Consider the following 18,334-nt stretch of genomic DNA (forward strand, 5'->3'; position numbering starts at 1 on the left):
AGTGAACATATGAGCTTGAATCCTAGAGACGTCGTGATTGTCGACTTCGGTCGTACTCCGATGGGCCGCTCCAAGGGCGGCATGCACCGCAACACCCGCGCCGAAGACATGTCGGCGCACCTGATCAGCAAACTGCTGGAACGCAACGCCAAGGTCGACCCGGCGGAAGTCGAGGACGTGATCTGGGGCTGCGTCAACCAGACCCTGGAGCAGGGCTGGAACATCGCACGCATGGCGTCGCTGATGACCCAGATCCCGCACACCTCGGCCGGCCAGACCGTCAGCCGCCTGTGTGGCTCGTCCATGAGTGCTTTGCACACTGCCGCGCAAGCGATCATGACCGGCAACGGTGACGTGTTCGTGGTCGGCGGCGTCGAGCACATGGGGCACGTGAGCATGATGCACGGTGTCGATCCGAACCCGCACATGTCCCTGTACGCAGCCAAAGCCTCCGGCATGATGGGCCTGACCGCCGAGATGCTGGGCAAGATGCACGGCATCACCCGTGAGCAGCAGGACGCCTTTGGCGTGCGTTCCCACCAGCTCGCCCACAAGGCGACTGTGGAAGGCAAGTTCAAGGATGAAATCATCCCGATGCAGGGTTACGACGAGAACGGTTTCCTGAAACTGTTCGACTACGACGAAACCATCCGTCCCGAGACCACCCTGGAGAGCCTGGCGGCCCTGAAGCCGGCGTTCAACCCTAAAGGTGGTACCGTGACTGCCGGTACTTCGTCGCAGATCACCGATGGTGCCTCGTGCATGATCGTGATGTCGGCCCAGCGTGCCCAGGACCTGGGTATCCAGCCGATGGCGGTGATTCGTTCGATGGCCGTTGCAGGTGTGGATCCGGCCATCATGGGCTATGGTCCAGTACCGGCCACGCAGAAAGCCCTGAAGCGCGCGGGCCTGGGCATCAACGATATCGACTTCTTCGAGCTCAACGAAGCTTTCGCTGCACAGGCCCTGCCAGTGCTGAAAGATCTGAAAGTGCTCGACAAGATGAACGAGAAGGTTAACCTGCACGGCGGCGCGATCGCCCTGGGTCACCCGTTCGGTTGCTCCGGCGCACGTATCTCCGGGACCTTGCTCAACGTCATGAAGCAGAATGGCGGCACCTTCGGGGTGTCCACCATGTGCATCGGCCTTGGCCAGGGTATCTCGACCGTCTTCGAACGCGTTTAAGCGTTGGGTTGATGGAAGCCGGGGCCCAGTGCCCCGGTTTTTGTTTTTCTGAAGATTTGTTTGTCTTTATTTTGAAAAAATTGCACGAGGGCCAGAGCATGCAGTTACAACCCGGGCTCTATCAGCATTACAAGGGGCCGCAGTACCGCGTTTTCAGCGTGGCGCGGCACTCGGAAACGGAAGAAGAAGTGGTGTTCTACCAAGCCCTGTATGGGGATTACGGCTTTTGGGTGCGGCCCTTGAGCATGTTCCTGGAGTCGGTCGAAGTTGACGGCGAGCAGGTCCCGCGCTTTGCTTTGGTGCAGGCCGAACCCAGTCTTTTTTCACCGGCATGAGTACAGGTCGCGCAGTACCCTGCGCTTGACCTCACCCTGTTGCCACTATATATAGCGGTGCCGCGTCAGGCGCCAACCGCCTTTCACTTCTCGAATTCAGGAATTTTCTGATCCATGGGCAAATCGCTGGTCATTGTGGAATCCCCGGCTAAGGCCAAGACCATCAACAAGTACTTGGGTAACCAATACGTGGTGAAGTCGAGTATCGGCCATATCCGAGACCTGCCCACCAGCGGTTCGGCAAGTGCCGCCAAGGAGCCAGCCGCCAAGCGTGGCAAGGCCGCCGCGGGCGAAGCCCCGGCTCTGTCGCCGAAGGAAAAGGCTCGCAAGCAGCTGGTGTCGCGCATGGGCGTCGATCCCGAGCACGGCTGGAAAGCCAAGTACGAAATCCTCCCTGGCAAGGAAAAGGTCATCGAAGAGCTGCGCCGCCTTGCCAAGGATGCCGACACCATCTATCTCGCAACGGACTTGGACCGCGAAGGGGAAGCCATTGCCTGGCACCTGCGGGAAGCCATCGGCGGTGATGACAGCCGCTACAAGCGCGTGGTGTTCAACGAAATCACCAAGAAGGCGATCCAGGAAGCCTTCTCCCAGCCAGGCGAGCTGGACATTGATCGAGTCAATGCCCAGCAGGCGCGACGCTTCCTCGACCGCGTGGTGGGCTACATGGTTTCGCCGCTGCTGTGGGCGAAGATTGCCCGTGGCCTATCTGCCGGTCGCGTGCAGTCGGTAGCCGTGAAGCTGGTGGTGGAGCGCGAGCGTGAGATTCGTGCCTTCATCCCGGAAGAATACTGGGAAGTACACGCTGACCTGGGCACTGCCAAGGGCTCGAATGTGCGTTTTGAAGTGGCCCGTGAAAACGGTGAAGCCTTCAAACCGCTCAACGAAGCACAGGCCATGGCCGCCCTGGAGAAGCTCAAGGCCTCGGCCTACAGCGTCGCCAAGCGTGAAGACAAGCCAACCAGCAGCAAGCCATCGGCGCCGTTCATCACCTCTACCCTGCAGCAGGCTGCGAGCAATCGCCTGGGCTTCGGCGTGAAGAAGACCATGATGATGGCCCAGCGTCTGTATGAAGCCGGCTACATCACCTATATGCGTACCGACTCCACCAACCTCTCGGCCGATGCCGTGGCGATGGCGCGTACCTATATCGAAGACGAGTTCGGCAACAAGTACCTGCCGGCTTCGCCCAATGTCTACAGCAGCAAGGAAGGGGCCCAGGAGGCGCACGAAGCGATTCGTCCGTCCGATGTGAATACCCACCCAAGCAAGCTGTCGGGCATGGAGCGTGACGCCGAGCGCCTCTACGAGCTGATCTGGCGCCAGTTTGTCGCCTGCCAGATGCTGCCGGCGCAATACCTGTCCACCACCGTCAGCGTCGCCGCTGGCGACTTCGAGCTGCGTGCCAAGGGCCGCATCCTCAAGTTCGACGGTTACACCCGGGTCATGCCGCAGATGGCCAAGCCGGGCGATGACGATGTGCTGCCGGAAATGGCCCAGGGCGAAGTGCTGAAGCTGATCAAGCTCGATCCGAGCCAGCACTTCACCAAGCCACCGGCGCGTTACTCCGAAGCCAGCCTGGTGAAGGAAATGGAAAAACGCGGCATTGGTCGTCCTTCGACCTATGCGGCAATCATTTCGACCATCCAGGATCGCGGCTACGTGACCCTGCACAACCGTCGTTTCTATTCGGAAAAGATGGGCGACATCGTCACTGAGCGCCTTTCCGAGAGCTTCTCCAACCTCATGGACTACGGCTTCACCGCCGGCATGGAAGAGAATCTCGATGACGTGGCCCAGGGCGAGCGCGACTGGAAGAACGTCCTCGACGAATTCTACGGTGACTTCAAGAAGAAGCTCGAAGTGGCCGAGGGCGCCGAAAGCGGCATGCGCGCCAACCAGCCGGTAATGACCGATATCCCGTGCCAGACCTGCGGCCGGCCGATGCAGATCCGTACCGCCTCCACCGGCGTGTTCCTCGGCTGCTCGGGCTACAGCCTGCCACCCAAGGAGCGTTGCAAGGCCACCGTCAACCTGGTGCCGGGCGACGAGATCGCCGCGGATGACGAGGGTGAGTCCGAATCCCTGGTACTGCGTGGCAAGCATCGTTGCCCGATCTGCAGTACGGCGATGGATGCCTACCTGCTGGACGAAAAGCGCAAGCTGCACATCTGCGGTAACAACCCGGATTGCGCCGGCTACGAGATCGAAGAGGGCAGCTACCGGATCAAGGGGTATGAAGGCCCGAGCCTGGAGTGTGATAAGTGCGGCAGCGAGATGCAGCTCAAGACCGGCCGTTTCGGCAAGTTCTTCGGTTGCACCAACCCGACCTGCAAGAACACTCGCAAGCTGCTGAAAAGCGGTGACGCGGCGCCGCCGAAGATGGACCCGGTGAAGATGCCCGAGCTCAAGTGCGAGAAGGTCAACGACACCTACATCCTGCGCGATGGCGCTTCGGGCCTGTTCCTGGCGGCCAGTCAGTTCCCAAAAAACCGCGAGACCCGTGCGCCGTTGGTGCTGGAACTGATCCCGCACAAGGATGAGATCGATCCCAAGTACCACTTCCTCTGCGAAGCTCCGCAGAAGGACCCGGACGGCCGCCCTGCGGTGGTGCGTTACAGCCGCAAGACCAAGGAGCAGTACGTGCAGACCGAAGTCGACGGCAAGCCGACCGGCTGGCGTGCCTTCTACGACGGCGGTAAATGGAAGGTCGAAGACAAGCGCTAAGTGCTTGGCCTGCCGAGGGCTAGCTTCTCGGCGTAGCGACCAACACGGCCGCATGACTCCTTCAAGGGGGCATGCGGCCTTTCTTTTGCTTGCGGCAAGCTGGAGTGATCCCTGAAACTATGCCGTCTGCATCTGGTTCTCTTTTCGCAGTGGAGGCTGCCCATATGGCCCACGAGCTCTATACCCGTACCAATCAGAAAATCTACTTTGCCGGTCTGTCGCTCGAAGCCCTGGCACGCGCTGAGGAAGGGCGGGCCATGAATGCCCAGGCGCAGGTCCAGGCGGGGCGCGAGTCGGTGCTGTTCCACCTGTACGGGGCCTTGCTGGGGTTGTGCCATGAAATTGCCGGATTCTATCGGCTGCCGCAGGCCAATGCGGCCCGGGTCGAGCAGATCCTCACTCGTGAAGTGCTGCAAAGCATTGCCATTCCCGAGTTGGCAGAGCTGGTGGAATTGGCGCACAGCCCGCAAACCTGGCTGGCGCAACTGCTGTCTGCTTACAGCGAGCTGTTTCAGCCGCCGCAGGCGCCGCACAAGCCCAAGGGCGACGTAACCCAGCCACTGATTGTTGCGGTCAATCTGGATGAAGAGGAGCCCGAGCAGGCACTGAGTCGGGAAGAGCTGGAAAGCTGGCGGCAGAATCTCAAGGCCCTGGCCATTCGTTTCAGGGATGGCCTTAACGAGTGTTGATCCTGAGCGCTGCTTGATGGGTGGCGTGACTATTTGATCAAGGAAGATTCATGCTGTTCTTCTTGCGTGACCAGGCGCTAGTTCGCCTGCTGAACGATTGCCGGGTGCGAGTGGTTCGTGCCCAGTCCAATACTGACTTGCTGGAAGTGCTCGACAGGCTGGAGATATTCCCCGGCGGTCTGGAATTCGATCATGTGCAGGCAATAACGCTTCTGGTCCTGGCGTTTGCCTCCCTGGCTGTCGCGCTGCTGATGGACGGCATGGGCGGGATGTTCTGGGTGTTTCTGGCTCTGTGTTTCTTTAGCTATTACGTCAGCAAAGGGATCTCTGGCTCCTTGACTGATCTGGCGGCAAGCATCGTGCGCAAGTGCGTAATGTTTCATCATGGCTTGAGCGAGTCCGATAGCAGTGCCGATTGGCGCCTGAAAAGGCTGAACAACGAGTTCAGCGATTACCAGCGGGGTAATGAGCGACGCCATATCCAGGACTCGCTCCTGGGCGTCTACCAGGGGGCTCGCCAGTCCTTGACGTTCGAGTATCACCATCTGCAGTACGTCAACTCCAGGCAAGAGCGTGGTGTCGGCGGCAGCTATCGCACTGTCTACGACACGTACAACCGCTACAGCCTGGTGCTGGATTTCCCGTGGGTGACAGAGATTACGGTTCGCTCCAGTCCCCTGGAAGTGTCATTGGCGGGGCAGCCGTTCAAGACCGGTCGCGACGATTTCGACCAGGTCTTTGTACTGCGCGGTAATGATCAGGCCTGTTGCGAACACTTCGCCAGGCCAGCAACCCTCGACCTCCTGATGGAGCTTTCACGCCACCTTTGCCGGGTCAATCTGGAGTTTTCCAGTCAAGGGCGGCTCTGTCTGAGCTTTGATAATGCGGACATCATTGCCCATGCCGATCCGGGCTCGCTGAGTGATCTGGCGGTCTTTCGCGAGCGGATCAAGGCGGGTATCGAGTTGCCGAAGCTGTATTCACTGCTGGAGCTGGTGCATCGGTTGGCTCAGTTGCATGACAGCTATGCTCTTGCTGCTGTTCCAGATGTTCCTGAGGCTGGCAACTTGATCAAGGAAATGTAATGCAGTTTCTCAAGCACGATGCCGAGTTGGTGAAGTTGTTGGCCACTAGCAATGCAGAGGTGGCTCGAGCCAAGAGCAACGAGGATCTATTGAGGGTCATCGCCAGGCTTCAGTCCTTCAGGGGAGGGTTGGATTTCGATCATGCCCAGTCCTGGCTGCTGTTGATGCTGGCTATTGTGTCGGCGATCCCGGCCATGGCGGGTGTGGAGCTGATGTGGTTTGCGACGGCCTGCCTGGGTTTTGCCACCTTGTATACCTGGATGGGCCGTAAAGCCGTGTTAGACGAGTTGCCGCAGAAAATAGCCCGTAAGTGTTCATTTCTCAGTAACGGCCTTTGGGACCCGGGCGGAACCGCCGATGAGCGTTTCACGCAACTGAGCAGTGAGTTCGACGACTATGATCGCGGCAATGACAGCCGCCGTATCGAGGCTTCAGCCAGGGGGACCTACCAGGGCCCGCGGCATCAGTTGTCCTTTGTCTTCCACCATCTGCGTTACGTGAACTCCCACTACAAAAGCAAATCCGATGGCGAGAGCGAGCGGGTCTATGAGAGTTTCGATCGCTTCAGCCTGGTGGTGGACTTTCCTTGGGTCAGAGGGGTGATGGTGCGCAGTGATCTGCCAAATACCAAGAGCAAGAAGCGCAAAGTCTTTGAGACCACTTCCGATGACTTCAACAGAGGCTTCAGTTTCACCGGTGATAGTGAGCTGGCTTGCGCGAAGTTCGCAACGCCCACCACCCTGGCTTTCTTGCTGGAACTTCGTCGGCGGCTGAAAAAGGTGAGTCTGGAATTCTCCAGCGAGGGCCATTTATGTCTGAGCTTCGATGATGCCGAGGTCATGGCCTACAAGGATCCGGGCACGTTTGACGATCTGCCGAGCTTCTACGCCAATATCGAGCAGGGCCTGCCGTTGCCTAACTTGTTTCCGGTGCTGGCCCTGGTGCATGAGTTGGCGGAGCTGCACGACAACAATTTCGATCTTCCGCTGAAGGTCACTGATGAAATGGAGCAGTAGAGTATGGAGTTGTTGCTGGTCATCGCGATTGCCTTGGGCGTTCTTGCCTATGTGCACTACAACAAGATTGTCGGTGCGCATAACCGTGCCCAGCGGGCCTGGTCGGATGTGCTGACCTACCAGCGCCAGAGGATCAAGGTGCTGGACATGCTGGAGCCGCAAGTGGCTGGCTTCCAGGCCTACGAAAGCCAGTTGCTGGAAAAGATCGTTGGGCTGCGTAGTGCCATTGGTAGCTTGCCATCCGCAGCCGACGGTGATGCGCTCAAGTCGGTAGACCAGGGCACCAAGGCTTTGCTGGGCGGTTTGAATCTTGCGTTTGAGGCCTACCCCGACCTCAAGTCCGTCGAGTTGTTGAGCAACCTGATGCGCGAGGTTGCCGAGCAGGAAGGCAATATCGGTGGGGCGATTACCCTGTTCAACCTGAATGTGGAGCACTTCAACAACTCCATTCAGATGTTTCCCGGCTCCCTGGTCAATCGGTTGGCCCTGAAGAAGTCGCTGATCACGCCGTTTTCCGACAGCCAGGCCTCGGCGGGTTTTGAATACAAGCCGAATTTCTGAAGGGGCTGGCGCGGGCTTGGGGTCGGTGTGGCTAGGTGTTGATTGCAAGGATCGGGAAGTAATTCCTGGTGAGGGGGCACGACCCCCTTGCAAGATCCTGAGCGGGGCGGGGGTGATGACTGATATAATCCCGCCCTTTCGTGGAGACCAGACCTTTATGCCAACGTCCTTTCTAGAAATTGTCGAGTTGCCAGACGGCCGTATCGAGCTGCGCAGAGCTGAGGACGAGGGTTCTCTGGTTACTTTGGATTTCTCCGAGGATGCCAAAGCCTTTCTGCAAGGTCAGCACGTGGAAGTGGCCAAGGCCATGTTGAGCGTCGGCGTACAGATGGCCGGTCGATTGGTTGAAGGTGAAATTGACAAGGAAGATGGCCCGCGGGTTCTGCACTAAGCCCGTCTATCGGGTTTCTCCGGTCATCCGTCGCATTTGTTCCGGCTTCTCAATCCTGGAGAAGCCTTGTGTCATTCAAGCGTAAATCCCACGCTTTCCCGGTGTTTCATCCCAGGCGAATATTCAGGCTCTGCGCATCGCCAGTCCGTGCGGCGCTGATCAGCTGTTGCCGGGCGCTGGCGCTCAACGGGTTCAACCAGCTGACTACGGTATGACTGCGACCCAGGCGCAGGGCCTCGCAGGCGAGCTGTTGCGGGCTCTGATTGCCCCGGGGGTGCAGTAGCAGGATCCCCTCGCGATTCAGGCCGGCGTCCCGTAGCCAGCTTTGGGTCAGGCTGGAGGGCGGGGCGATCAGTGTCAGCCAGCGCGCGTCCTGGTCCTGGCTGAGTTCCCGAAGGATAGGTGCCAATAGGTTCAGGCAGTTCCCGGCGGCGCCGCGTAACGACAGCTCGCTGAAGGCTTCTGGATCTTTGTTCCAGGGCGATTCGACCACTTCCTTGAGGGCGGGCGCCAATGGCTGGGCCAGGAACGCCTCGAACAGTGGCAGTTGTGCTTGCTGTGGTGTGTGGGGGAACTGCATGGAGCCTCCTTTAGCGGCGAATGACGCCGACACTCAAGCCTTCGATCACCAGATCCTGATCTTTCAGGTTGACTTCGATGGGGGCGAATTCAGGGTTCTCGGCAATCAGCCAGACCTTGCTGCCTTCGCGCTTGAAGCGCTTGACCGTGACCTCATCACCGATGCGCGCCACCACGACCTGGCCATTGCGGGCCTCGCGAGTGGTGTGTACCGCCAACAGGTCGCCGTCGAAGATGCCGATGTCCTTCATGCTCATGCCATGGACGCGAAGCAGGTAGTCGGCGCGAGGGTGGAAGAAGGTCGGGTTGATATTGCAGGACTCTTCGATGTGCTGCTGGGCCAGGATCGGTGCACCGGCGGCGACACGGCCAATGATCGGCAGGGTATCGTCGGCCTTGGCTTCGAAGCCGGGAATGCGGATTCCGCGGGAGGCACCCGGGGTCATCTCGATGGCGCCTTTGCGGGCCAGGGCCTTGAGGTGTTCCTCAGCGGCGTTGGGCGATTTGAATCCCAGTTCCTGGGCAATTTCCGCACGGGTGGGCGGGTAGCCGTTGTCTTCGAGGCAGCGTTTGATAAAAGCCAGAATCTCAGCTTGGCGTGGCGTCAGTTTTAGCATGTCGATCGCTCTGTCTTTTTATACAGTGACTGGGATTATATACAGTGAACGTCGCTTGGCAATCCTCCTTTTGCCTGTGGCGGCCGAGCGGTTGTCATCCGGGGGCCGCAATCCTGCGCCGAAGGCTGGCTACAGTGGCCGGCAGGTGTGATTAAATAGCGCGCCGGACGGCTTGCGCAGAGGCCGGCAGGCTTGACATTGCAAAGCCTGAAACGTATGTTTCAAACAAGTGTTTGTCAGGCGGAGTAGCCATGGCCCAGTCGGAAACCGTTGAACGCATTCTCGATGCTGCCGAGCAGTTGTTCGCGGAAAAAGGTTTTGCCGAAACCTCATTGCGGCTGATCACCAGCAAGGCCGGGGTCAACCTGGCAGCGGTCAACTATCATTTCGGGTCCAAGAAGGCCTTGATCCAGGCGGTATTCTCGCGTTTCCTCGGCCCGTTCTGCATCAGTCTCGATCGTGAGCTTGAGCGCCGTCAGTCCAGGCCGGAGAACAAGCCGAGCCTGGAAGAGCTGCTGGAAATCCTCGTCGAGCAGGCCCTGGTAGTGCAGCCGCGCAGCGGTAACGACCTGTCGATCTTCATGCGTCTGCTGGGGCTGGCGTTCAGCCAGAGCCAGGGGCACTTGCGGCGTTATCTGGAGGACATGTACGGCAAGGTGTTCCGCCGCTACATGCTGCTGGTCAACGAAGCGGCGCCGCGTATTCCGCCCATCGAGCTGTTCTGGCGCGTGCACTTCATGCTCGGTGCTGCGGCGTTCAGCATGTCCGGGATCAAGGCGCTGCGGGCTATCGCCGAAACCGATTTCGGGGTCAATACCTCCATCGAGCAGGTGATGCGCCTGATGGTGCCGTTCCTCGCCGCGGGCATGCGTGCCGAAACCGGCGTCACCGACGAAGCCATGGCCAGCGCCCAGCTCAAGCCGCGCAGCAAATCGGCTCCGGCAGCCGCCAAGGCCTGACCCACGGGTGGGCGCGACAGCTTACATCCGCTAAGCTAGCCGCCCATGCCGATTCTCGTTATATATCCCGTGCCTTCCCTGCGCCGATGCTGCTCGGCCCGGCTGCATCCATGCGGATGCGGCTCGATCAGCGTTGCCTGGAAGCCATCGTAGTGCTTAAGGAATTTCTATGACTGCTGGCCTGCAAGGCTCTTTGATGGTGGACGTCGCCGGTACCTGGCTGACGGCCGAAGATCGCCAACTTCTGCGCCAGCCGCAGGTCGGTGGGTTGATCATCTTTGCCCGCAATATCGAACATCCGCGCCAGGTGCGGGAGCTGTGCGCGGCGATTCGCGCGATTCGCCCGGACCTGTTGTTGGCCGTGGACCAGGAGGGCGGCCGGGTGCAGCGTCTGCGCCAGGGCTTTGTGCGCCTGCCGGCCATGCGTGCCCTGGCCGACAATCCGAATGCCGAGTACCTGGCCGAGCAGTGTGGCTGGGTCATGGCCACCGAGGTGCTGGCGGTGGGGCTGGACCTGAGCTTCGCCCCGGTACTGGACCTCGATCACCAGCGCAGCGCGGTGGTGGGCAGCCGGGCTTTCGAGGGCGACCCCGAGCAGGCGGCGTTGCTCGCCGGTGCGTTTATCCGCGGTATGAACAGCGCCGGCATGGCCGCTACCGGCAAGCACTTTCCCGGGCACGGCTGGGCCGAGGCCGACTCTCATGTGGCGATCCCCAATGACGAGCGCAGTCTGGATGAAATCCGTGCCAAGGACCTGCTGCCCTTTGCTCGTCTGAGCAAGCAGTTGGCGGCAGTGATGCCTGCGCACGTCATCTATCCGCAAGTCGACCCTCAACCGGCCGGCTTCTCGCGCTACTGGTTGCAGGACATCCTGCGTGGCGAGCTGCAATTTGACGGGGTGATCTTCAGCGATGACCTGTCCATGGCCGGCGCCCATGTCGTCGGGGACGCGGCAAGCCGGATCGAAGCGGCGCTGACCGCCGGTTGCGACATGGGGCTGGTATGCAATGACCGTGCTGCCGCCGAGCTGGCCCTGAGTGCCGTGCAGTGCCTCAAGGTGCAGCCTTCGCCACGCATCGCGCGGATGCGTGGCCAGGCCTTCGCCAATATCGAGTACAAGCAGGATCCGCGTTGGTTGGCGGCGCTGGGTGCCCTCAAGGATGCCCAGTTGATCGACTGACGACTTCGCAAGGGGGCTCCGGGCAATTCTGGATGCCCCCGCACGTGGCCGGTCTCAGCGGCCGCCCTTGTTGTCCGGCAGTGGGGCGAACAAGGCTTCGATGTCGTCGCTCTGCAGCTTCCAGTCACCGGCCTTGCGCCCATCAAGTACGCCTGCCGCCAGGTCCGATTTTTCCTGCTGCAGGTGCTGGATCTTTTCTTCCACCGTACCTCGGGCAATCAGCTTGTAGACGAACACGGGCTTTTCCTGGCCGATGCGATAGGCGCGGTCGGTGGCCTGGCTCTCGGTGGCCGGGTTCCACCACGGGTCGTAATGAATCACCGTATCGGCTTCGGTCAGGTTGAGGCCGACACCACCGGCCTTGAGACTGATCAGGAAAATCTGCAGCTTGCCGCTCTGGAAGTCCCGTACCGGAGTGCGCCGGTCCCGGGTCTGGCCGGTGAGCAAGGCGTAGGCGATGTTGCGCCGTTTCAGCTCGGCCTCGATCAGGCTCAGCATCGAGGTGAACTGCGAGAACAGCAGAATCCGCCGGCCCTCTTCGAACAGTTCTTCAAGCATTTCCATCAGGCTGTCGAGCTTGCCTGAGGAGCTGCCCCGTGTGGGTGGCGAGTCGTTGACCAGGCGCAGGTCGCAACACACCTGGCGCAGTTTGAGCAGGGCTTCAAGAATGATGATCTGGCTGCGCGCCACACCTTTGCGGGTGATTTCGTCGCGCACTTTCTTGTCCATGGCCAGGCGCATGGTTTCGTAGACATCACGCTGCGCCTCGTTGAGCTCGACCCAGTGGATGATCTCGGTCTTGGGCGGCAGTTCGGTGGCCACTTGCTCCTTGGTACGGCGCAGCAGGAAGGGCTTGATCCGGCCGTTGAGGTGCTGCAGGCGCACCTCGCTGGCGTGCTTTTCAATCGGTACCCGGTAGTCACGGTTGAAGCTCTTGGCATCGCCGAGCCAGCCCGGCAAGAGGAAGTGGAACAGCGACCAGAGCTCCCCCAGATGGTTTTCCAGCGGCGTGCCGGACAGGCACAGGCGCTGCCGGGCATTGAGTTCCCGAGCAGCCTGGGCGGCCTTGCTCGACGGATTCTTGATGTACTGCGCCTCATCGAGGATCAGCACATGCAGGGGCTGGGCCGCCAGCAGTTCGATGTCCTTGGGCAGTAGCGCATAGGTGGTCAGCAGCAAGTCATAGTCGCCCAGTTGGGCGAAGTGTTTCTTGCGCCCGGCGCCATACAGCGCCAGCACCTTGAGCTGCGGGGTGAAGTGCGCGGCCTCGTCCAGCCAGTTGGGAATCAGGCTGGTGGGCATTACCACCATGCAGGGGCGGTCCAGGCGCCCGGCGTTCTTCTCGCTGAGTATGTGCGCCAGGGTTTGCAGGGTCTTGCCCAGGCCCATGTCGTCGGCCAGGATGCCGCCCACTTCCAGTTGGCGCAGTGACTGCATCCAGCTCAGGCCTTCGAGCTGATAGGGGCGCAGGGTGGCATTCAGGCCCTGGGGCGCCGGTGCCGAGTAGTCGCGGATGTCCCGCAGGCGCTGGGCGAAGGTGCGAATGTGTTCGCCGCCTTCCCATAGCAGTGGCAGGTCCTGCAACGGGTTGAGGCGGGTGGCGTCGGCGCTGCTCAAGCGCAGGGTGGTATCGCCGGGTTCTTGCAGATAGAACTCGCCCAGGGTTGCCAGTACCGGCTTCAGGCGGCCATAGGGCAGTGCCACTTGCAGCGGGCCATGCAGGGAGTTGGGCCGATTGGGAATGTTCACCAGGATCAGCTCGTCGTCGCGGCGCTTGGCCAGGCGCTCCGGATTGAGGATCTCGGTGTGCGAGCGCATCAGGTTGAGCAAAATCGGCAGCAGGCTCAAGCGCTCGCCGTTGACGATGATCCCCAGTTCCAGGTCGAACCAGTCGCGGCCCGGGGCCTCGTCGACACTGGCGTACCAGTCGTCCACCGCCGTCAGGTCGAAGCCGAAGCCCTCGTCGATCTGCAGCTCCCAGCCCTGGCTGCGCAGCTTAGGCAGCTCGTTGAGGGTGAAGGTCAGCCAGGCGCTGTCGTTGACCATCTCGAACAGCTCGCCGGCGCTTTCCGGCAGTGCCTTGCTCTGCCGGGTGGCGATCTTGAAGCCCAGGCCTCGCAATTGCTCGCGCCAGCCCTGTTCCAGCTCGGGCTGGCGCTTGATGCGCAGGCTCTGGTGTTCCTGGCGGATGATCACATCGGTGTTCTTCTGCCCGCTGGCGTATTCGCCCCTATAGTTGAACGACAGTGCGGCGCGGTGCTGGATGTAGCGCTGCATCTTGCCGTTGCGCGGTTCGAAGGCGCTGAATTCGATGCTTGCCAGCCACAGCCGCGGCACCGGGCGCACGTCCTCCAGCAGTACCTGGGGCAGGGCGGCGGGGCGACGACTGTCGAGGACTGCGGAGAGCTTTTCCAGCAGTTCGGCGTCCTGGGCCGCCGCCGGGTAGGCCAGGGTTTCCTCCACTTGTAGCAGCACCGCAGCGATGTGCTTGCAGTTGCTGCGTACTGGGCAGGTGCAGTGGGCGTCGATCAGCAGCAGGTTGCCCTTGCTCGATTCGCGCAGGGTGATGGTCTGCCGGTACATAGTGCCGCCGGAGCCTTCGCAACTGGCGGTGATAGCGCTGTCTCCGGCCGTGGCGATGCGCACGCGTTTTTCCAGGGCGTAGCGCCGGCCACGCTCCAAGGCTTGTTCCTTGAAGCGGTTGACCCAGGAGGGGGCCAGGGGTTTGGTCAGGGGCGGGGTCATAGGGACTTCGATCAGTCCGGAATTTCAGTTGGAGCGGGGCGCGGTGCCGGTGCGGTCAGCGAGGTGATCTTGATCAGCAGCGCCAGGTGGCCGTTGTCCAGGTAGTTGAGCTGGCCATTCTTGGTATGGCTCTGCTGTTTCAGGCGCTCGCTGCTGGTGACCAGGCCGTTGCTGTCGATCTGGTTGACCCAGAAGTCCGCGTCCACATCGGTGAAGCGCCCGAGCTTCAGGCTCAGGGTGCCTTCGATGGGGAACTGGCCGAACTGTTCCAGGCCATCGCTGAGGGCAACCTTCACCGGGGTTTCCCCCAGGGTCTGTTGCCAGGCCTTGTGCAATAGCACGCTGTAGCTGCCGCTGGCGCCGAGCTTTTCCACGATGCTGCCCAGGGCTGGGGTACGCAGGCTGTCCGGGCTCAGCCGTTGAGCGCCGGCGGCCCAGTCTTCGGGGGCTGCACGGCTGACGATCAGCGGCTCGGCGTTCTGCCGTACGAGGATCATTTCCACCTGGTACAGGTCATCGGCAAAGGCCGTTGGCGCGACCAGGGCCAGGAGCAGGGTCAGGGAGCGGAACAGGCGCATGGGGCGTCCTTCAAGCAGATTTCGGGGTGAGGCGCTCAAACAGTGCCTCCAATGTATTAAAGCGCTCTTCCGGGCGCTCCATCGGCACCATGAACTTGAACAGGGTTGCGCCTTCGAATTTGTAGCGTTTGGGCTGGCCCTGGATCAGTTTGATCAACGCCAGTGGGTCCACTGGTGTATCTGCGGCGAACTCGATGCGGCCGCCTTGTGGGCCGCCGTCGACCTTCTTGATCCCCAGTTGCTCGGCCTGGAGTTTGAGCAGGGTCAGGCGGATCAGGTTCTTGGTCGGCTCCGGCAGCAGGCCGAAGCGGTCGATCATCTCCACTTGCAGGTCCTTCAGGCCGTCCTCGTCGGTGGCCGAGGCGATGCGCTTGTAGAGGATCAGGCGCGCGTGCACGTCCGGCAGGTAGTCCTCGGGAATCAGTGCCGGCAGGCGCAGGTTGATTTCCGGGCCGCCACCCAGTGGCTGGTCGAGGTTCGGTTGTTCGCCCTTGCGGATGGCTTTCACGGCGCGCTCGAGCATCTCCATATAGAGGGTGAAGCCCACGGCCTGGATCTGCCCGCTCTGGCCGTCGCCCAGCAGTTCGCCAGCGCCACGGATCTCCAGGTCGTTGGTGGCCAGGACGAAGCCGGCGCCCAGGTCCTGGGTGTTGGCGATGGCCTCCAGGCGTTTTTCCGCGTCCGGCGTGATTTGCTGGCGCGGTGGCGTCAAGAGGTATGCGTAGGCCTGGTGGTGGCTGCGCCCGACCCGGCCGCGCAACTGGTGCAGCTGGGCCAGGCCGAACTTGTCGGCGCGCTCGATGATGATGGTGTTGGCGCTGGGCACGTCGATGCCGGTCTCGATGATGGTCGAGGCGATCAGCACGTTGAAGCGCTTGTGATAGAAGTCGCTCATCACCTGTTCGAGTTCGCGTTCGCGCATCTGCCCGTGGCCGATGCCGATCCGCGCCTCGGGCACCAGTTCGGCCAGGTCGGCGGCGCATTTCTCGATGGTCTTCACGTCGTTGTGCAGGTAGTACACCTGGCCGCCACGCAGCAGTTCGCGCAGCAGGGCCTCTTTGACCGTGCTCTTGTTCTGCTCCATGACGAAAGTGCGCACCGACAGGCGCCGGGCCGGTGGCGTGGCGATGATCGACAGATCGCGCATGCCCGAGACGGCCATGTTCAGGGTCCGCGGGATCGGCGTGGCGGTCAGGGTCAGGATGTCGACTTCGCTGCGCAGCGCCTTGAGCTGCTCTTTCTGGCGGACACCGAAACGGTGTTCTTCGTCGATGATCACCAGCCCCAGGTTCTTGATCTTCACATCGTCCTGCAACAGCTTGTGGGTGCCGATGACGATGTCGATCTTGCCTTCGGCGAGGTCCGCCACCGCAGCATTCACTTCCTTGGTGGACTTGAAGCGGCTCATCACTTCCACGGTCACCGGCCAGTCGGCGAAGCGGTCGCGGAAGCTGTTGTAGTGCTGCTGGGCGAGCAGGGTGGTGGGCACCAGGATCGCCACTTGCTTGCCGCCGTGGACCGCGATGAAGGCAGCGCGCATGGCCACTTCGGTCTTGCCGAAGCCCACGTCGCCGCATACCAGGCGGTCCATGGGCTTGCCCGACAGCATGTCCTCGCGCACCGCTTCGATGGTGCTCTGCTGGTCCGGGGTTTCCTCGAAGGGGAAGCCGGCGCTGAAGGTGGCGTAGTCGGCCTTCGGGTCGGCAAAGGCATAGCCTTCGCGGGCGGCGCGGCGGGCATAGATGTCCAGCAGTTCGGCAGCCACATCGCGTACCTGTTCGGCAGCCTTGCGCTTGGCCTTCTGCCAGGCTTCCGAGCCTAGGCGATGCAGGGGCGCGAGGGCGTCGTCGCTGCCGGTGTAGCGGGCGATCAGGTGCAGGTTGGCCACGGGCACATAAAGCTTGGCGCCCTCGGCGTATTCCAGGGTCAGGAACTCGGCGGCCTGGTTGTCGATTTCCAGGGTCGCCAGGCCCAGGTAGCGACCGACGCCATGGTCGATGTGCACCACCGGCGCGCCTTCACGCAGCTCGGTGAGGTTCTTGATCACCGCATCGTTGTTGGCATCGGCGCGCTTTTCCCGGCGCCGACGCTGCATTACTCGCTGGCCGAACAACGGGCTTTCGGCCACCAGGGCCAGGGCCGGATCGTCCAGCACCAGGCCTTCGTCCAGCGGGGCGATGGTGATTGCCAGGCGTTCCTTGCTGGCGACGAAGTCCGGCCAGCTGTCGACGGTCTTGGGCCGCAGCTTGAGGCGCTCCAGCAGCTCCAGCAGCACTTCCCGGCGGCCGGCGGATTCTGCGGTGAACAGCACTCGCCCGGGGAACTCGTCGAGAAAGCCCGAAAGTGCTGCCAGCGGCTGGTTGGCCTTGGCTTCGATGGCCAGGTTCGGCAGCTCGTGGGCCGGGAAGCGTTCGCGGCCGACACCGGTTTCGATGTCCTGCTGGCTGGCCACCACTCGCGGCCAGTTCTTCAGCCGGGCGAAGCAGTCTTCCACTGGCAGGAACAGTTCGGCCGGGGGCAGGAGCGGGCGCGAAGGGTCGACGCGGCGCTCTTCATAGCGGTTGCGTACATCGTTCCAGAAGTTTTCCGCGGCCTGTTCGATGCCCGGCAGGGAAAACACCTGGGTGTCCTGGGGCAGGTAGTCGAACAGGGTCGAGGTCTCTTCGAAGAACAGCGGCAGGTAGTACTCGATACCGGCCGGGGTAATCCCGCTGCTCAGGTCCTGGAAGATCGGGCAGCGGCGGAAGTCCACATCGAAGCGTTCGCGAAAGCGCGCCTTGAAGCGGGTCACTGCTTCTTTCTGCAGCGGGAACTCCTTGGCCGGCAGCAGGCGCACCGAGTCGACCTTGTCGATGGAGCGCTGGTTCTCCGGATCGAAGGTGCGCAGGGTCTCGATTTCGTCGTCGAACAGGTCGATGCGATAGGGCAGCTTGCTGCCCATGGGAAACAGATCGATCAGTGCGCCGCGCACGGTGAATTCGCCGTGTTCGTAGACGGTGTCCACGTAGCGGTAACCACTGGCTTCCAGGCGGGTGCGCATCTGTTCCACATCGAGCTTCTGGCCGACGTCCAGCACCAGGCTGCTGCCCAGCAGGAACTGGGTGGGCGCCAGGCGGTGCAGGGCAGTGGTGATCGGCACCACCAGCACGCCATGTTCCAGTTCAGGCAGCCGATAGAGGCTGGCGATGCGCTGGGAAATGATGTCCTGGTGCGGCGAGAACAGGTCGTAGGGCAGGGTTTCCCAGTCAGGAAAATGCAGCACCGGCAGATCCGGGGCGAAGAAGCTCAGCTCCTGTTCCAGCCGGTCAGCGCTTTGGCTGTCGGCAGTCAGCAGGAGGGTGAAGCGCTTGGCAGCGCTGGCGGTTTCGGCGATGGCCAGGCTCAGGGCGGCACCGGGCAAGTTGCCCCAATGCTGTTTGCCGGCGGCGGCAGGGAGTAGCGGTAGACGCAGGACGGGCACGGACGGTCAAGCTCCAAGCGTTGCGACAAAGTCGGTAATTGTAACGGCCCCGGGCAGCCACTGTCAGTGGCTGATGCGTCTAATATGCTGGTTGGGGCAAATGTAGTGGCTATGACAACAAAATGCGCTTCTTGACCTGAAATGTAGTGCCGATTGCGGCTGGTGTTACGGAGGGTTACAGACAGGCTGGTATGATGTCCAAAAAATTGACGCTGCTGGAAGCCGCG

The 18,334-nt window shown here is 61.5% G+C and carries 15 protein-coding genes; 10 read left to right on the forward strand and 5 right to left on the reverse strand.

Going from position 1 to position 18,334, the window contains the following annotated elements; genetic code table 11:
- Nucleotides 1-9: 9 nt before the first annotated feature.
- The 8 genes from fadA to ABCR88_RS10610 all read left to right on the forward strand — a co-directional run bounded on the left by fadA (nucleotide 10) and on the right by ABCR88_RS10610 (nucleotide 7,989).
- On the forward strand, nucleotides 10-1,185 hold the full coding sequence (gene fadA, locus ABCR88_RS10575) for an acetyl-CoA C-acyltransferase FadA (RefSeq protein ID WP_011060261.1): 1,176 nt from the start codon (nucleotides 10-12) through the stop codon (nucleotides 1,183-1,185).
- Between the two features lie 98 nt (nucleotides 1,186-1,283).
- Nucleotides 1,284-1,520, forward strand: a complete 237-nt coding sequence (locus ABCR88_RS10580; RefSeq protein WP_019093731.1) for a DUF1653 domain-containing protein — start codon at nucleotides 1,284-1,286, stop codon at nucleotides 1,518-1,520.
- Nucleotides 1,521-1,634: 114 nt separating this feature from the next.
- Nucleotides 1,635-4,247 carry a type I DNA topoisomerase gene (topA, locus tag ABCR88_RS10585; protein ID WP_011060262.1) on the forward strand — a complete coding sequence of 871 codons (2,613 nt, stop codon included), beginning with the start codon at nucleotides 1,635-1,637 and terminating at the stop codon, nucleotides 4,245-4,247.
- A gap of 164 nt (nucleotides 4,248-4,411) precedes the next feature.
- Entirely contained in the window at nucleotides 4,412-4,936 is a 525-nt protein-coding gene (locus tag ABCR88_RS10590; protein ID WP_041116944.1) for a DUF6586 family protein, read from the forward strand.
- Between the two features lie 50 nt (nucleotides 4,937-4,986).
- The gene (locus tag ABCR88_RS10595; protein WP_350404513.1) at nucleotides 4,987-6,021 is read left to right on the forward strand and encodes a hypothetical protein; all 1,035 of its coding nucleotides are present in this window, start codon (nucleotides 4,987-4,989) and stop codon (nucleotides 6,019-6,021) included.
- Nucleotides 6,021-7,037: a hypothetical protein gene (locus tag ABCR88_RS10600; RefSeq protein ID WP_350404514.1), complete on the forward strand. Its 1,017-nt coding sequence runs from the start codon at nucleotides 6,021-6,023 to the stop codon at nucleotides 7,035-7,037. The genes ABCR88_RS10595 and ABCR88_RS10600 overlap by 1 nt, the downstream gene beginning before the upstream one ends.
- Nucleotides 7,038-7,040: 3 nt before the next feature.
- Nucleotides 7,041-7,598, forward strand: a complete 558-nt coding sequence (locus ABCR88_RS10605) for a LemA family protein (RefSeq protein ID WP_015634814.1) — start codon at nucleotides 7,041-7,043, stop codon at nucleotides 7,596-7,598.
- A gap of 157 nt (nucleotides 7,599-7,755) precedes the next feature.
- Nucleotides 7,756-7,989, forward strand: a complete 234-nt coding sequence (locus tag ABCR88_RS10610; RefSeq protein WP_011060267.1) for a hypothetical protein — start codon at nucleotides 7,756-7,758, stop codon at nucleotides 7,987-7,989.
- Between the two features lie 106 nt (nucleotides 7,990-8,095).
- On the opposite strand, the gene sulA is transcribed toward ABCR88_RS10610, so the two are convergent.
- On the reverse strand, nucleotides 8,096-8,569 hold the full coding sequence (gene sulA, locus ABCR88_RS10615; RefSeq protein WP_011060268.1) for an SOS-induced cell division inhibitor SulA: 474 nt from the start codon (nucleotides 8,567-8,569) through the stop codon (nucleotides 8,096-8,098).
- A gap of 10 nt (nucleotides 8,570-8,579) precedes the next feature.
- Nucleotides 8,580-9,185 carry a transcriptional repressor LexA gene (lexA, locus tag ABCR88_RS10620; RefSeq protein WP_011060269.1) on the reverse strand — a complete coding sequence of 202 codons (606 nt, stop codon included), beginning with the start codon at nucleotides 9,183-9,185 and terminating at the stop codon, nucleotides 8,580-8,582.
- Nucleotides 9,186-9,436: 251 nt separating this feature from the next.
- Here lexA and ABCR88_RS10625 point away from each other — a divergent pair, with 251 nt between their 5' ends.
- Together ABCR88_RS10625 and nagZ are read left to right on the forward strand one after the other, a co-directional pair.
- Nucleotides 9,437-10,144, forward strand: coding sequence for a TetR/AcrR family transcriptional regulator (locus ABCR88_RS10625; protein ID WP_011060270.1), 708 nt, complete (start codon nucleotides 9,437-9,439; stop codon nucleotides 10,142-10,144).
- A 181-nt stretch (nucleotides 10,145-10,325) separates the two neighbouring features.
- Nucleotides 10,326-11,324 carry a beta-N-acetylhexosaminidase gene (gene nagZ / locus ABCR88_RS10630; RefSeq protein ID WP_350024127.1) on the forward strand — a complete coding sequence of 333 codons (999 nt, stop codon included), beginning with the start codon at nucleotides 10,326-10,328 and terminating at the stop codon, nucleotides 11,322-11,324.
- A gap of 54 nt (nucleotides 11,325-11,378) precedes the next feature.
- Here the strand turns inward: nagZ and ABCR88_RS10635 are convergent, their stop codons facing one another.
- Genes ABCR88_RS10635 through mfd form a run of 3 tightly spaced genes read right to left on the reverse strand, consistent with a single transcriptional unit; the run spans nucleotide 11,379 to nucleotide 18,107 of the window.
- The gene (locus tag ABCR88_RS10635) at nucleotides 11,379-14,069 is read right to left on the reverse strand and encodes a DEAD/DEAH box helicase (protein ID WP_174394939.1); all 2,691 of its coding nucleotides are present in this window, start codon (nucleotides 14,067-14,069) and stop codon (nucleotides 11,379-11,381) included.
- Between the two features lie 11 nt (nucleotides 14,070-14,080).
- The gene (locus ABCR88_RS10640; RefSeq protein WP_041116957.1) at nucleotides 14,081-14,647 is read right to left on the reverse strand and encodes a CsiV family protein; all 567 of its coding nucleotides are present in this window, start codon (nucleotides 14,645-14,647) and stop codon (nucleotides 14,081-14,083) included.
- Nucleotides 14,648-14,657: 10 nt separating this feature from the next.
- Nucleotides 14,658-18,107 (reverse strand): transcription-repair coupling factor, encoded by a 3,450-nt coding sequence (gene mfd, locus ABCR88_RS10645; protein ID WP_350404515.1) that lies wholly within the window; start codon nucleotides 18,105-18,107, stop codon nucleotides 14,658-14,660.
- Between the last annotated feature and the right edge of the window lie 227 nt (nucleotides 18,108-18,334).

The organism is Pseudomonas sp. W17, from assembly GCF_040268305.1.
Taxonomy (GTDB): Bacteria; Pseudomonadota; Gammaproteobacteria; order Pseudomonadales; family Pseudomonadaceae; genus Aquipseudomonas; species Aquipseudomonas protegens.

Excerpts from the sequence above, each read along its gene's own strand:
- fadA (WP_011060261.1), top strand. The coding sequence starts at position 10 with ATGAGCTTGAATCCTAGAGACGTCGTGATTGTCGACTTCGGTCGTACT.
- ABCR88_RS10580 (WP_019093731.1), top strand. The coding sequence starts at position 1,284 with ATGCAGTTACAACCCGGGCTCTATCAGCATTACAAGGGGCCGCAGTAC.
- topA (WP_011060262.1), top strand. The coding sequence starts at position 1,635 with ATGGGCAAATCGCTGGTCATTGTGGAATCCCCGGCTAAGGCCAAGACC.
- ABCR88_RS10590 (WP_041116944.1), top strand. The coding sequence starts at position 4,412 with ATGGCCCACGAGCTCTATACCCGTACCAATCAGAAAATCTACTTTGCC.
- ABCR88_RS10595 (WP_350404513.1), top strand. The coding sequence starts at position 4,987 with ATGCTGTTCTTCTTGCGTGACCAGGCGCTAGTTCGCCTGCTGAACGAT.
- ABCR88_RS10600 (WP_350404514.1), top strand. The coding sequence starts at position 6,021 with ATGCAGTTTCTCAAGCACGATGCCGAGTTGGTGAAGTTGTTGGCCACT.
- ABCR88_RS10605 (WP_015634814.1), top strand. The coding sequence starts at position 7,041 with ATGGAGTTGTTGCTGGTCATCGCGATTGCCTTGGGCGTTCTTGCCTAT.
- ABCR88_RS10610 (WP_011060267.1), top strand. The coding sequence starts at position 7,756 with ATGCCAACGTCCTTTCTAGAAATTGTCGAGTTGCCAGACGGCCGTATC.
- sulA (WP_011060268.1), bottom strand. The coding sequence starts at position 8,569 with ATGCAGTTCCCCCACACACCACAGCAAGCACAACTGCCACTGTTCGAG.
- lexA (WP_011060269.1), bottom strand. The coding sequence starts at position 9,185 with ATGCTAAAACTGACGCCACGCCAAGCTGAGATTCTGGCTTTTATCAAA.
- ABCR88_RS10625 (WP_011060270.1), top strand. The coding sequence starts at position 9,437 with ATGGCCCAGTCGGAAACCGTTGAACGCATTCTCGATGCTGCCGAGCAG.
- ABCR88_RS10635 (WP_174394939.1), bottom strand. The coding sequence starts at position 14,069 with ATGACCCCGCCCCTGACCAAACCCCTGGCCCCCTCCTGGGTCAACCGC.
- ABCR88_RS10640 (WP_041116957.1), bottom strand. The coding sequence starts at position 14,647 with ATGCGCCTGTTCCGCTCCCTGACCCTGCTCCTGGCCCTGGTCGCGCCA.